This is a genomic window from Pseudomonas sp. ANT_J28, assembly GCF_008370005.1.
In the GTDB taxonomy this organism is placed as follows: domain Bacteria; phylum Pseudomonadota; class Gammaproteobacteria; order Pseudomonadales; family Pseudomonadaceae; genus Aquipseudomonas; species Aquipseudomonas frigoris.
The window spans coordinates 17,005-30,463 of record NZ_VOBM01000016.1 but is presented as its reverse complement, the minus strand read 5'-3'; the positions used below and the strand labels follow the sequence as shown (position 1 = coordinate 30,463).

The 13,459-nt window shown below is 58.9% G+C and carries 14 protein-coding genes; 3 read left to right on the top strand and 11 right to left on the bottom strand.

What is annotated here, in order from left to right; genetic code table 11:
* Window positions 1–264: 264 nt before the first annotated feature.
* Together dcd and FQ187_RS13495 are read left to right on the top strand one after the other, a co-directional pair.
* A complete protein-coding gene (gene dcd / locus FQ187_RS13500; RefSeq protein WP_074874089.1) occupies window positions 265–831 on the top strand; it encodes a dCTP deaminase in 567 nt (188 codons plus the stop codon).
* A gap of 106 nt (window positions 832–937) precedes the next feature.
* Window positions 938–1,147, top strand: a complete 210-nt coding sequence (locus FQ187_RS13495) for a hypothetical protein (RefSeq protein ID WP_134418892.1) — start codon at window positions 938–940, stop codon at window positions 1,145–1,147.
* Window positions 1,148–1,273: 126 nt separating this feature from the next.
* Here the strand turns inward: FQ187_RS13495 and FQ187_RS13490 are convergent, their stop codons facing one another.
* The 9 genes from FQ187_RS13490 to FQ187_RS13445 form a co-directional block, all read right to left on the bottom strand.
* Window positions 1,274–2,038, bottom strand: coding sequence for an ABC transporter ATP-binding protein (locus tag FQ187_RS13490; RefSeq protein ID WP_149629878.1), 765 nt, complete (start codon window positions 2,036–2,038; stop codon window positions 1,274–1,276).
* A gap of 13 nt (window positions 2,039–2,051) precedes the next feature.
* Window positions 2,052–3,170, bottom strand: a complete 1,119-nt coding sequence (locus FQ187_RS13485) for a succinylglutamate desuccinylase/aspartoacylase family protein (protein ID WP_149629877.1) — start codon at window positions 3,168–3,170, stop codon at window positions 2,052–2,054.
* A gap of 24 nt (window positions 3,171–3,194) precedes the next feature.
* Window positions 3,195–3,905, bottom strand: coding sequence for an ABC transporter permease (locus FQ187_RS13480; protein ID WP_149629876.1), 711 nt, complete (start codon window positions 3,903–3,905; stop codon window positions 3,195–3,197).
* Window positions 3,902–4,630 carry an ABC transporter permease gene (locus FQ187_RS13475; RefSeq protein WP_149629875.1) on the bottom strand — a complete coding sequence of 243 codons (729 nt, stop codon included), beginning with the start codon at window positions 4,628–4,630 and terminating at the stop codon, window positions 3,902–3,904. The genes FQ187_RS13480 and FQ187_RS13475 overlap by 4 nt, the downstream gene beginning before the upstream one ends.
* A gap of 56 nt (window positions 4,631–4,686) precedes the next feature.
* Window positions 4,687–5,469 (bottom strand): transporter substrate-binding domain-containing protein, encoded by a 783-nt coding sequence (locus FQ187_RS13470; RefSeq protein WP_149629874.1) that lies wholly within the window; start codon window positions 5,467–5,469, stop codon window positions 4,687–4,689.
* Window positions 5,470–5,804: 335 nt separating this feature from the next.
* A complete protein-coding gene (locus FQ187_RS13465; RefSeq protein WP_149629873.1) occupies window positions 5,805–7,493 on the bottom strand; it encodes an ATP-dependent DNA ligase in 1,689 nt (562 codons plus the stop codon).
* Entirely contained in the window at window positions 7,490–8,524 is a 1,035-nt protein-coding gene (locus FQ187_RS13460) for a ligase-associated DNA damage response exonuclease (RefSeq protein ID WP_149629872.1), read from the bottom strand. The genes FQ187_RS13465 and FQ187_RS13460 overlap by 4 nt, the downstream gene beginning before the upstream one ends.
* Before the next feature lie 197 nt (window positions 8,525–8,721).
* A complete protein-coding gene (locus FQ187_RS13450; RefSeq protein ID WP_149629871.1) occupies window positions 8,722–11,172 on the bottom strand; it encodes a penicillin acylase family protein in 2,451 nt (816 codons plus the stop codon).
* An 86-nt stretch (window positions 11,173–11,258) separates the two neighbouring features.
* Window positions 11,259–11,903 (bottom strand): glutathione S-transferase N-terminal domain-containing protein, encoded by a 645-nt coding sequence (locus FQ187_RS13445; RefSeq protein ID WP_149629870.1) that lies wholly within the window; start codon window positions 11,901–11,903, stop codon window positions 11,259–11,261.
* Window positions 11,904–12,049: 146 nt separating this feature from the next.
* Between FQ187_RS13445 and FQ187_RS13440 the strand changes: the two genes are divergently transcribed.
* Window positions 12,050–12,601, top strand: a complete 552-nt coding sequence (locus FQ187_RS13440) for a cysteine hydrolase family protein (protein ID WP_149629942.1) — start codon at window positions 12,050–12,052, stop codon at window positions 12,599–12,601.
* 150 nt (window positions 12,602–12,751) lie between these two features.
* On the opposite strand, the gene FQ187_RS13435 is transcribed toward FQ187_RS13440, so the two are convergent.
* Both FQ187_RS13435 and FQ187_RS13430 read right to left on the bottom strand, forming a co-directional pair.
* Window positions 12,752–12,961, bottom strand: a complete 210-nt coding sequence (locus tag FQ187_RS13435; protein WP_007906737.1) for an SEC-C metal-binding domain-containing protein — start codon at window positions 12,959–12,961, stop codon at window positions 12,752–12,754.
* On the bottom strand, window positions 12,958–13,452 hold the full coding sequence (locus tag FQ187_RS13430; protein ID WP_149629869.1) for an LEA type 2 family protein: 495 nt from the start codon (window positions 13,450–13,452) through the stop codon (window positions 12,958–12,960). The genes FQ187_RS13435 and FQ187_RS13430 overlap by 4 nt, the downstream gene beginning before the upstream one ends.
* Between the last annotated feature and the right edge of the window lie 7 nt (window positions 13,453–13,459).

Below are 13,459 nucleotides of genomic sequence, written 5' to 3'. Positions count from 1 at the left end.
TTGGATCGAAATTCAACATATCGTGTAGAGATTCTCAGTGACACAAGCAGCACAGTGGCGCCACCTTAACCCTTTTTCCGGAACGTGCCAATGCTTCCTGCGAAGGTTTCTCTATTTTCATGACTGACGGTCCACCGGTTTACCCGCAAGGGCCGGAAATTACGGGGGATCGGCAAGATTTGCGCCCCGGACTTTGAACCCGAAGCGTGCGCCCGGTAAGATGCCGGACAGATTTTTTCCACCTCGCTATTCAGGACACCCGCCATGAGCATCAAATCGGACAAGTGGATTCGCCGCATGGCGCAAGAGCACGGCATGATCGAGCCCTTCGTAGAGCGCCAGATGCGCGGCGAAGGCGCCGACCGAGTGATTTCCTACGGCGTGTCGAGCTATGGTTACGACGTACGCTGCGCCGATGAATTCAAAGTGTTCACCAACATCAATTCGGCGACCGTTGATCCAAAGAACTTCGACGAGAAGAGCTTCGTCGACGTCAAGAGCGATGTTTGCATCATTCCGCCGAACTCCTTTGCGTTGGCACGCACCGTGGAATTCTTCCGTATTCCGCGCAATGTGCTGACGATCTGCCTGGGTAAAAGCACCTACGCGCGTTGCGGCATTATCGTCAACGTGACGCCGCTCGAGCCCGAGTGGGAAGGCCACGTGACCCTGGAATTCTCCAACACCACCACGCTGCCGGCAAAAATCTACGCCAACGAAGGTGTGGCTCAGATGCTGTTCTTCGAATCCGACGAAGAGTGCGAAGTGTCCTACAAGGACCGTGGCGGCAAGTATCAGGGCCAGCGCGGCGTTACCCTGCCACGCACCTGATCCGTTCGTCTGGCAAGTCGTGGGAATTCTTGAACGGGTAGACACTCTATGGGGTGTACTGCCCGGTTCGCGCAACGCGGACGGGGCCATCGCTCAGGAGTGCCCTATGAAGATCGATCCGCGAATAAGTGCCGAACTGGCAAGGCTTGAGCCCAATCAGGTTGGCGTTTTGGCCTGGTCCTTGTTGGCACATCCACCTATCAGCACGGCGGGGGGCATCCCCGGTCAGCCTGATCCTGATACCCCCAACGAACAACCCAACGAGCCCGGTGAGCCTACCTTGCCGGATGAGCCGCCTCCCGCGCCCGTTGCTTGATCGCCGCCTGCGAAAAACGAATGGCGTGTAGGAGCGAAGCTTGCTCGCGAGGGTGGAGTGTCAGGCACGATAATGTCGGCTGACACACCGCCTTCGCGAGCAAGCCTCGCTCCTTGGGTTTTAGGGTTACTTGAGATTACCGCTCAGAAACTGCTTCAACCGCTCACTTTTCGGATTGCCCAGCACATCGTCCGGCGCACCTTCTTCCTCCACCAGCCCTTGGTGCAGGAACAACACCTGGCTCGATACTTTGCGGGCAAAGCTCATTTCGTGGGTCACCATGATCATGGTCCGGCCTTCTTCGGCCAGGCCCTGGATCACGCGCAGTACTTCACCCACCAGTTCCGGGTCGAGCGCGGAAGTCGGTTCGTCGAACAGCATCACCTCCGGCTCCATGGCCAGGGCGCGGGCGATGGCTACCCGTTGCTGCTGGCCACCGGACAGAAACGCCGGGTACTGATCTGCCACCCGCGCCGCCAGCCCGACCTTGTCGAGATAGCGCCGCGCGCGGTCTTCGGCTTCCTCTTTGCTGCAACCCAATACCCGGCGCGGGGCCATGGTGATGTTTTCCAGCACCGTCATGTGGCTCCACAGATTGAAGTGCTGGAACACCATGGCCAGGCGCGTGCGGATCTTTTGCAGTTCGTCGGCGTCGGCCACGTGCATGCCGTGGCGATCCTTGATCATGCGGATGTTCTGGCCGTCCAGGCTCATGGCGCCGTCGTTGGGCTGTTCGAGGAAGTTGATGCAGCGCAGGAAAGTACTTTTGCCCGAGCCGCTGGCGCCGATCAGGCTGATGACGTCCCCGGTGTTGGCCTTGAGCGAAACGCCTTTGAGTACTTCATGATCGCCATAGCTTTTGTGCAGGCCTTCAATGGTCAGTTTGTACATGGGGCATGCATCCTCAAGGCGAAAGTAGGTAGCCGCTGCGATAGGCTTCGGTGCCCGCGACGTGGGCGATCACCATGCCGGCAGTGGCCATGCGCCGTAGCGAACGGGCGTACATCAACCCGGCGACGGTGCAATGAACGGGGGTGACGCGGTCAAAGATCGGGTCGATGATTTCAGCGATCAGTTGCCCGGCTTCGAGGTATTCCCCTGGTAGCGCGGTGAACACCAGCAGCCCGCCGACCGGTGTGGCTACCGGTTCAACGCCCGCCAGCGGTGTGGCCGGGTAGGGCAGCTCGGGCAGCGGAGCCGGTTCGCCGGCAATGGCGCCAAAGCGAATCAGGTAATCGATCAGCGCCTGGCAATCGAGGCTGGCCAACGGGTGATTGACGTCACCCTGACCGCGCAATTCGACGGTGACCGAAAAACTGCCCAGCGGAATATCAAAGTGTTCGCCGAAGCGTTCCTTCAACTGCCACCAGAGCAGGGTGAAGCATTCATCGAACGACTGACCGCCGGAATCGGTGGCCAGCAGGCTGGCTTCGGCACCGATGTACCGCGCCAGCGGCTCGACCTGCGGCCACGCCTCGGGTGTGGTGTAAAGGTGGGCGACCGCTTCGAAATCGCAATGCAGGTCCAGCACCATGTCGGCATCACAGGCTAGCCGTTGCAGAGCCAGGCGCTGGGATTGCAGTTGCGTGCTGGCGGTCTGTTGGGCGAGGGCATTGCGCAGGCTGCTGCGAATCAGTTCGAGGTTGTGCTGCGGATCGTCGCCGAGCAGGCCTTCGATCTCGTTGCCGACGGCTTCGCTCAGATCCACGAACCAGCGGTTGAAGTTTTGTCCGCTTTCGAGGTCGTAACGGCCCAGCGGCACATCCATCAGCACTTGTTCGAGGCCGACCGGGTTGGCGATTGGCACCAGCACGATTTCGCTGCGCAGACGGCCGGCGGCTTCGAGTACCGCCAGACGTTGCTTGAGGTGCCAGGCCACCAGCATGCCGGGCATTTCGTCGGCATGCAGGGATGACTGAATGTAGATCTTGCCTTTGGCCGATGAGGGGCCGAAGTGAAAGCTGTGAATCTGTCGAGCGGTCCCCGGCAGCGGGGCCAGCAGGTCATGAATCTGGTGGCGCATGTCTCTTTATCCCTAAAGCGGGTCCTAGTGGGTCGGCCCGAGGAAGGCCAGCCATCGGCGTTCGGCGAGGCGGAACAGGCCGACCAGCACAAAGGTAACAGTCAGGTAGATCAGCGCAGCGATGCCGAACGACTGGAACGTCAGGAAGGTCGCCGAGTTGGCGTCCCGCGCGACTTTCAAGATGTCCGGGATGGTCGCGGTGAATGCCACGGTGGTTGAGTGCAGCATCAAAATCACTTCGTTGCTGTAATAAGGCAACGAACGACGCAGGGCCGAAGGCATGATCACGTAGGCATAAAGCTTCCAGCCTGTCAGACCGTAAGCCTTGGCCGCTTCGACTTCACCATGCGCCATGCTGCGAATCGCCCCGGCGAAAATCTCTGTGGTGTAGGCGCAGGTGTTCAGGGCGAAGGCCAGGATCGTGCAGTTCATCGCATCGCGAAAGAACGCGTCCAGCACGGGTTGGGCGCGCACGGCGGCCAGGCTGTAGATACCGGTGTAGCAAATCAGCAGCTGGATATACAACGGCGTACCGCGGAACAGGTAGGTGTAGAACTGCACCGGCCAGCGGATGTAGCAGTTCGGCGAAACCCGGGCGATAGACAGCGGAATCGACACCAGAAACCCAATGAAGATCGACGCACTGAGCAGCCACATGGTCATGGCCAGGCCGGTGATGTTGTAGCCGTCGGTATAAAGGAAAGCTTTCCAGTATTCCTGCAAGAGCTCGATCATCGTACGGCCTCCCGGGAACCGGCGGCGTAGCGGCGTTCGAGCCAGCGCAAGACGAAGTTGGATGCACTGGTAATAAGCAGGTAAATCAGTGCTGCAAGCACCAGGAAGTAGAACAGCTGATAAGTGCTTTTACCGGCGTCCTGCGCAGCCTTGACCAAGTCGGCCAGGCCGATGATCGAGACCAGTGCGGTGGCCTTGAGCATCACCATCCAGTTGTTACCGATACCCGGCAGGGCAAAACGCATCATCTGCGGGAACACCACGATCCAGAAACGCTGGCCGCGCTTGAGGCCATACGCGGTCGCCGCTTCTACCTGGCCCCGTGGGACCGCGAGAATCGCGCCACGGAAGGTTTCAGTGAAGTACGCGCCATAAATGAAGCCCAGGGTGATGACCCCGGCGCTGAACGGGTTGATCTCGATGTATTCCCATTCCATGAAATCGGTAAACGACGTTAGCCAGGTTTGCAGGCTGTAGAAGATCAACAGCATCAGCACCAGGTCCGGCACACCGCGAATCAGTGTGGTGTAGAGCTGGGCCGGAACCCGTACCAGTTTGACTTTTGACAGTTTGGCACTGGCGCCGAGCAAGCCGAGCAAAACGGCCACCAACAGCGACAGCACCGATAATTTGATGGTCATCCAGGTGCCTTCCATCAGCAGCGGACCGAAGCCCTTGAGGCTGAAGGCTGAGAGCCCCAGGGTTTGTAAGAGGTTTTCGAACATAAATCAGCAACCTGATCGAGTAAAAAAAGCGCCCATCGCAAGATGGGCGCCTGGCATTATTTGCCGCTGTACAGATTCAGATCGCCAAAGTGTTTCTTCTGAATGGTGGCGTAGGTACCATCGTCGTGTAACGCTTTGATACCTTTATCCAAAAGTGCCTTGAGGTCTTTGTTACCTTTCGAGATACCGACAGCTGTTTTGGCTGGCAGTAATTCGCTGTCCACCGGCTTGCTGATTTCGTAACCGGCGCCATTTGGCGATTTCAAAAAGCTCAGTTCGGCTTGCAGCATGTCCTGGATCGCTGCGTCGAGGCGACCGGAAGTCAGGTCGGAATACACCTGATCCTGGTTCTGATAGGCCTGGGTTTTCACGCCAGCCTTGTCCAGAACGGCTTTGGCATAGGCTTCCTGAATGGTGCCTTGCTCGTAGCCGACGGTTTTGCCCTTCAGCGAAGCTACGTCTTCGGTCAGGCCGGAACCTTTCTTGAATACGTAAGCGGTTGGGCCGGAGAACAGCTCGTTGGAGAAGTCGATGACTTTTTCGCGGGCCGGGGTGACGGTCATCGAAGAGATCACACCGTCGAATTTATTGGCCTTCAGGCCCGGAATCATGCCGTCGAAATCGCTTTCGACCCATTTGCACTTTACCTTCAGCTCGGCGCAGATCGCGTTACCCAGATCGATGTCGAACCCTACCAGGCTACCGTCAGCCGCTTTCGACTCGAACGGAGCGTAGGAAGGGTCAACGCCAAAACGCAATTCCTTGTATTCCTTGGCCAGCGCGGAACCGGCTGCCATGCACAACGCCAGTGCAGAAAGGGTCAGCAATGCTTTTTTCATTATTCAATCCCTAAAAACCAATATGAGCGCTTGTGGCGCAGAATTATTGTTACTGCAAAGCGTAAGACCCTATGAAAGTAGCAATTTCCGAACCAGAGTCCCGAACAAGTGTTTTAAAAGGTGATTCAAGAAATGGCAAGGAGGGATTTGTGCACGAAAACGGGCATTGAAAATTTGATGCACCAACTTGGTTTGGAATCGCACAAATCCATGTGGGAGCGGCGGTGCGGCGATCCGACTTGCTCGCGAAAGCGGTGTATCAGCCAACATAAATGTTGGATGTGATGGCCTCTTCGCGAGCAAGTCGGGCACCGCCGCTCCCACAGGGATTCGGTTTAGCTCAACAGGTCCTGAAGCGTCGCCAGGTTGTCAGCTTCTTCGACGGTTTTATCCTGCCGCCAGCGCAGCATCCTCGGAAACCGCACCGCAATCCCGCTCTTGTGTCGTTTGGACAGGGCGATGCCCTCAAATCCCAGTTCAAACACCAGGCTCGGCGTCACGCTGCTCACCGGCCCGAATTTCTCTACGGTAGTCTTGCGCACGATGCTGTCGACCTGGCGCATTTCTTCGTCTGTCAGGCCCGAATACGCCTTGGCGAACGGCACCAGTGAGCGTTGGCTCGCGTCAGGTGGGCCGTCCCACACGGCGAAGGTGTAATCGCTGTAGAGACTGGCGCGGCGACCATGACCACGTTGCGCATAAATCAGCACCGCATCGACGCTGAACGGGTCGACTTTCCATTTCCACCAGACGCCCATGTCCTTGGTACGCCCGACGCCATACAACGCATCCCGGGCCTTGAGCATCATGCCTTCGACACCGAGCTTGCGGGAGGCTTGCCGTTGTCGGGCGAGGTCGAACCAGTCTTCGCCGGTGAGCACCGGTGAGGCGAGCAACACCGGATTGTTACAGCGGCTGACGACGTGCTCCAGTTGAGTGCGACGCTTGGCTTGAGGCTGGTTGCGCCAGTCTTCACCCTGCCACTCCAGCAGGTCGTAGGCGAGGACTACCACCGGCACTTCTTCGAGGATTTTTTTATCCAGGGTTTTACGGCCGATCCGCTGTTGCAGAAGCGCGAAAGGTTTTACTGCGGGTGAAGCCGGGGAATGAGCATTAATGGCGTCCTTGGTGGTGGGTTGTTCGGTTTTCCAGGCGACGATTTCACCGTCGATCACCGTACCATCGGGCAAGCAGTGAACCAGACTGTCGAGTTCGGGGAAGCGCTCGGTGATCAGTTCTTCACCTCGCGACCAGACCCACAGTCGCCCGTCGCGTTTGACCACCTGGGCGCGGATGCCGTCCCACTTCCATTCCACTTGCCAATCGCTGGCCGGGCCGAGCAGGGCTTCGAATTGTTCAACGGGTTGTGATAGCGCGTGAGCCAGGAAAAACGGGTAGGGCTGACCGCCCCGTTGGGCATGTTCGGCAGACGATTCAGTGGCAATCAGCTTCAAGTAACTGGACGCACTCGGGCGGTTGGACAGGTCGGTGTAACCCACCAGTCGCTGGGCGACGCGTTTGCTGTCGAGCCCGGCCATGGCCGCCAAGGCGCGGGTGACCAGCAACTTGGAGACGCCGACGCGGAAACTGCCGGTGATCAGTTTGATGCAGAGCATCAGGCTCTGGCGGTCCAGTTGCGACCACAGGGCAGGCAGTCGCTCGGCGAGGGCTTGCTGGGTTGCACCGCGCAGCGGCAGCAGTTTGTCTTCAATCCAGACCGCCAATCCATCGTTGGAGCTGTGAAGCGCTTCGGGCAGCACCAGCGATATGGTTTCCGCCAGATCGCCGACCGCCTGATAACTCTCTTCGAACAGCCACGGCGCGAGGCCGGAGATTTCCACCGCCAATTCTCGCAGGATGCGCACCGGCACCAGTTGCCGAGGTCGCCCGCCGGACAAAAAGTAAACAGCCCATGCGGCATCTTCCGGCGCGGCCTCGGCGAAGTAGTGTTGCATCGCCGCCAGTTTGGCGTTGCTCGACGTCGTGGCATCGAGTTCGGCATACAGCTCGGCAAACGCCTTCATGGCAGCACCTCGGTGCTCTCGGGTTCGACGGCTGCGTTTTCTTCCTCATCGTCGCCGTACTCGGTGCTGAAACTCATGGCATCGAGGCCCTGTTCGCGCAGATGGCGCACCAGTACCCCGACCGAACCGTGGGTCACCATCACGCGCTCAGCACCGGTCTGTTCTATGGCCCAGAGCAGGCCGGGCCAGTCGGCATGGTCAGACAGTACGAAGCCACGATCCACGCCACGTCGCCGCCGTGTGCCACGCAAACGCATCCAGCCGCTGGCGAAACCATCGCTGTAGTCACCGAAGCGACGCATCCAGGTGCTGCCGCCAGCCGAAGGCGGGGCCAGGACCAACGCTTTGCGCATCATGGGGTCGCTCTTTTTTACCTCGCCGGCATAGATCGTTGGCGGTAAATAAATACCACCTTCGCGATAAATCTGATTGAGCGGTTCCACGGCGCCATGCACCAGAATGGGGCCTAGGCTGGCATCGATGCCGTGGAGAATTCGCTGCGCCTTGCCGAAGGCATAGCAGAACAACACGCTGGTTTTGTCGGCGGCGGCGTTGGCTTGCCACCACTGATTGATCTCGGCAAACACCTGCGCCTGGGGTTGCCAGCGATAAATCGGCAGGCCGAAGGTCGATTCAGTGATGAAGGTATCGCAGCGCACAGGTTCGAACGCCGCGCAGGTGCCGTCGGGCTCGATCTTGTAGTCGCCCGAGGCGACCCAGACTTCGCCGCCGTATTCCAGACGCACCTGAGCCGAGCCAAGGACATGGCCGGCGGGGTGAAAACTCAAGGTGACACCATGGTGGGTCAGGGGTTGACCGTATGGCAGGGTTTGCAGGTTGATGTCCTGGCCCAATCGCGCACGCAAAATCCCTTCGCCGGGAGCGGCCGCCAGATAATGCTGATTGCCGGTGCGGGCATGGTCGCCGTGAGCGTGGGTGATGACTGAACGCTCGACCGGCCGCCACGGGTCGATGTAGAAATCCCCGGCCGGGCAGTACAAACCTTCAGGACGCGCGATAACAAGATCCAAGTTGTTACCAAAATCTAGGGACTTGTTAGCTATGAGGTTTGCGCGAAGCCAGAAGTTCTATCGAGTTTTTGGGGCAAGTGACATTCAAGTGTGGGAGCGGGCTTGCTCGCGAAAGCGGTGTGTCAGGCAACGATGATATTGACTGACACGACGCCTTCGCGAGCAAGCCCGCTCCCACATTGGTTCGGTGTTGAGCCTTACTTACCGGGTGTCAGCGTCAACCGCGTCTTCCCATACACCTTGTCAAAGTTCTGCGGCTGCATCGGCAAACTCATGTATTGCCCCTTCAGCCACGGATCAATGCTGTCAAGGTAGTTCGGACTCGCCGGATTACCGGATTGCCCCGTACCGTTCTGCCCCATCAGCGGTTCGGCTTGGCCGAAGTCGACGATAAAGCGCATGGCCGGTGCCAGGGTGGTGTTGAAGTCCTGACCCCAGGCGAACGCTGCGGTATTCAGTGTGGTGTGATCGCCACCGGCCGCGAGCGGACCGCGTACTGTCTGGCCACTGGCGTTTTTCCATTCGTAGCGGTGCAGTTTGCCCCATTGCCAGGCTTTGTGATCGCCGCCCAACTGACTGTCGCCCGCGCTGATCGCTGCCGCCAGACTGCGGGCGAGGATCGCCGGTTTATCTTCTTTCTGCGGCGTACGAGCGTCATCCCAGAACGGACTGTCCTCACGCCCCAGCAGGTGATCGGCCTGGGCCGCGTAGGACAACTTGCCGTTGGCGATAAAGGCTTTCCACGCAGGGCTGCTTTCCGGGCCCAGTTCGTCGAGGAAAATCTGTTGGGTACTTTGCTGGAGGAACAGCTCGTAAATCGCTGCATCAGCGGAGGTCGGGCTGAGTTTTCCGTCGAAGGCCATCAGGCGGGTATACGCCTCGCGAGCCTTGCCAAGATCCGCCACAGGCAACGCTTCAATGGCCTGCTTGAGCGGTTGCGACATGCCCGGTGCTTCGAACATTTTCTTCAGCTTGGCAGCGAAGGTCGTGGTCTGGTCGTATTGCATGGCGATCAGGCTGCGCGTGTCGTGTTTACCCACGCCTGCCAGTTCGGTCAGGCGTTCGCCACGCTCCGGTGCCGACCAGGAGTTGGACAACTGCATGCCGTAGCCATGGGGAATGACTCGCTGGTTGGCGGTGCCGAGCCAGCCTTGGGCCGGATCCTGGTCATAGGGATGGAGCATCGGGTCGGCGTAACCATCCCAGTCATAACGACTTTCCCAGCCCGGCGACGGCAGCAGGCCTTCACCTTCGCGACGGTTTGGGTAGCGACCGGTGACTTGCCAGCCGATGTTGCTGGCGTCGGCAAATACCAGGTTCAGCGCGATGGCGCGGATTTCTCGGCTGGCGTCCGAGGCTTTCTCGACGGTCTGGGCCCGGGACAGGTCGAAAAACGCGTCCAGGGTCTTGTCATCGGTGAAGTTCGGCGTCTGCAAGGCCAGGCCAAAACCGTTAGCCAGCGTCGTGCCTTGGGCACTGTTGAGCAGCGGGCCATGGCGGGTTTCGTACACCACTTCGCGAATCGGCCGCTGGCCTTTGACGAAGTAGGTTTCGTTGCGCACGATCGCTGTCTGCCATTTGCCGCCGACCTCGTAGGAAAGACCGTTGCCCTGGCGTTTGATTTTTTCCAGGAACAGGTCCTGGTTGTCACCCATGACCGTGGTCATGCTCCAGGCCACTTTGCCGTTGAAACCGCCGAGCACCATGGGCAAACCGGCAATCGTCACACCAGAAGCCTGGTACTTCGGCGCGCGAATCTGCACGTAGCTGAACAACGACGGCACGCCCAGTGGGCCATGGCTGTCGCTGGCCAGCAGGCTTTTGCCGCTGCGGCTGCGTTGCGGGCCGATTGCCCAGTTGTTAGACGAGGTGGCGCCCAGCAAATTCAGATCGGACAGTTGGTTCGTGGCTTTGCTGATTTCGGCCAGGCCCGGGACTTGCCCGTTGAGCTTGATGCCCTGAAGTTTTTCAGCTTCGGTCAGCGGAAGTTTTTCATCGGGGGCAGACGGCGTCAGCCACGGGAGTTTGTCGGTGCTGACGGTCTGGGCCAGCATCAGCGAGGCAATTTCTTCCGGCAGGTTGGCCGACTGGCTAAAGTTCAGCAGGCAGAAAATCAGCGCCGAATCTTCCGGCTTCCAGTATTCAGGTTTGTAGCCGGTGGCCGCGAGGTCCGCCGGCAACTTGTCGCGGTAGCGGAACAGGTAGGCGTTGACGCCGCGGGCATAGACTTCGAAGAAGCGTTTGAGGCGCGGCGAAGACGCCTTGTACAGCTCGCCGGCGCTTTTCTTCAGATTGACGGCGCGCATGTAGCGGTCAGCGTCGAGCAGGTCTGAGCCAGACATCTCCGACAAACGGCCCTGAGCCAACAGGCGCAGGGTGACCATTTGCGTGATGCGGTCGCTGGCGTGGACGTAACCCAGGGCGAACAGCGCGTCGTGGAAGGTGTTGCTTTCGATCAACGGCATGCCCATGGCATTGCGGCGTACCGAAACGTTCTGCGCCAGGCCCTTGAGCGGCTGCATGCCGGTGGTCGGCGGGAGGGTGTCCTGGGTGTTCCAGGTCTGACAACCGGTCAGGCTCAAAACACCGGCCACTGTTGCGGCAACGCCGAACCGGGGAAGAAAATGTGTAAGGGCTGGCGAGGCCATGGCAAAGCTCCTGCGGGGGGTAGCGTCATTAAAGGCGCTACGTTAGTGAGCAGGAGGTGCCCGCGCAAGCGGGGTATCAGGTTATTTCAGGATTTAGGCGGATTGACCTTGGCCGCCAGGGCATACGCCTTCGCCGTCGCCGGACGGCTTTGGATGTGGTTGAACCAGCGCAGCACATTGGGGAAGTCTTCCAGGTTCTGGCTCTGCCACTTGTGGGAAACGATCCACGGGTAGATCGCCATGTCGGCAATGCTGTATTCGCTGCCGGCGACGAAGTCTTTATCGGCCAGCTGCTTGTCGAGAACCCCGTAGAGGCGGGCGGTCTCGTCAATGTAGCGCTTGATTGCGTAGGGGATCTTCTCCGGAGCGAACTGGCTGAAGTGATGATTCTGCCCGGCCATCGGCCCCAGGCCGCCCATCTGCCAGAACAACCATTGCAGCGCTTGTTCGCGACCGCGCAGGTCTTTTGGCAGGAACTTGCCGGTTTTCTCTGCCAGGTACAACAGAATCGCCCCGGACTCGAACAGTGCCAACGGCTCACCGCCATCGGCCGGTTCGGGATCGACGATGGCCGGAATTTTGTTGTTCGGAGAGATTTTCAGGAATTCGGGTTTGAACTGGTCGTTCTGGCTGATGTTGATCGGGTGAACGTTGTAGGGCAGGCCGGCTTCTTCCAGGAATATCGAGATTTTGTGGCCGTTGGGGGTGGTCCAGTAATACAGGTCGATCATGGAGTACTCCAAATCAAGAGACGTCGTTACTTGCGGACAGCAAACGCCGGCATCAGGTCATCCTGTTTGCGTTCGATAGCTTGCCTGTAGGAACAGGTGATGCTGAAGTGCGTGAAATTCAATGACTCAGCATGAGAAAAACCGGCATGGAGCTTAAAACAAATGCAGCGCTGATCATCATCGATCAACAAAAAGGCATCCTGCATCCCAAACTCGGTCGCCGAAATAATCCTCACGCCGAGCAGCGAATCCTCGATTTGCTAGGGCATTGGCGTCGAACCGGGCGACCGGTCATTCATGTGCAGCACCTGTCCCGTTCACCTGACTCAGTGTTCTGGCCGCAGCAATCGGGGGTGGAATTTCAGGAGCGGTTTCAGCCACAGGCCGGTGAGCAGCTTATTCAAAAGCAGGTGCCGGATGCGTTTTGTGCGACGGGGCTTGAGAAAAGTTTGCGAGAGGCGGGGATTGCTCAGTTGCTCATCGTTGGCGTAGCGACTAACAACTCAGTGGAATCCACGGCGCGAACGGCCGGTAATCTGGGGTTTGAAACGTGGGTCGTGGAGGATGCGTGTTTTACCTTCGACAAGGCTGACTACTTTGGGAAAACCCATACAGCCGAGGAAGTGCATGCGATGTCGCTGGGTAATCTACAGGGCGAATACGCGACGGTCGTGAGCGTTGCGCAGATCCTGAAGTGAGGGTGACTTTGAGGGCCTCTTCGCGGGCAAGCCCGCTCCCACAGGGGATTTGCAGTGGCCGCAAAAATTGGGCCTGGTGCAACTCAAATGTGGGAGCGGGCTTGCTCGCGAAGGCGATTCAATAGACGAAGAAGATCTCCACCCGAAGCATCAAGCGCCGTGGCACTTCTTGAATTTCTTGCCGTTGCCGCAGGGGCAAGGGTCGTTACGGCCGACGTCTTTCAGGGCGTTGCGCACCGGTTCCTGGTGGGCGTGGCCGCAGTTCGGGCCGTGGACATGGCCATGGTCGTGATCATGGTGGTCGTGATGGTCATGATCGTGGTTGCAGTCAGGGCCATGGACATGGGGTTGCTGGGTCATCGGTTTTGCTCCGGAATTAAATCGGCGGGGATTATCACGCCATTGCGCGCCAGGTGCACGTAGTGCGCGATGAATAAACCGGTTTCCAGTTCACCTTCCAGACGATAGGGAATGGGCTGCTTGGGTTTTTTCAGCAGTTTCACCAGATCCCGCACCTTGGGCCACAGGTTGGTGCGGATCGGTACTTTAAAGTAGGCACTGCGTTTGGGACCGACTGTGAACCAATGCTCGTGCTCGCCTTCGCTCAGCAGCATGTCGCCCAAGTGAATGCGGTACTCGATGCCTCGCACCGTCAGGTCACTGTCGTTGGGGTTGTCGACGCGAAAGTGCAGGAGGAATCGTTGCTGCATCAGTTTGGCCTGGACCACTTCGACCTTGACCAGATGCACCTGCGGCTCAGGGAGATCATCGCCGAACCAGGACGCGCAGCCGCCGAGCCCCAGAAACAGGAGCAAGGCGAGGGTTTGAAAGACGCGCCGTTGACTGAGCATTGAGTAA